At 74.5% G+C, this 255-nt stretch carries 1 pseudogene; it reads right to left on the bottom strand.

The annotated features are described in order from the left end of the window. A pseudogene (locus NLU14_RS22475) lies at nt 1-255 on the bottom strand (oxidoreductase); the annotation flags it as partial.

The raw sequence follows: 255 nt of genomic DNA on the forward strand, positions 1-255 counted from the left end.
TCGAGGATCTCGCCCACCGCCGTGACGAGGAGTCCGGTGCGCTCGCGCACCGTGGCCGCGAACGGCACCTGGTAGCCGGGACCGGTCGTGATGCGCTGGTGCGCGACGAGGCCGCCGGTGGAGATGTCGATGACGCTCGCGCCCCGCTCACCGACCCACGCGGCGACCGTCGCCGTCTCTTCGACGCCCCAGCCGCCGTCGGCCCAGTCGGTGGCCGAGAACCGGACGGCGATCACCCGGCTCGGTGCGGCCTCG

Source organism: Marinobacter iranensis (genome assembly GCF_029207565.1).
Taxonomy (GTDB): domain Bacteria; phylum Pseudomonadota; class Gammaproteobacteria; order Pseudomonadales; family Oleiphilaceae; genus Marinobacter; species Marinobacter iranensis.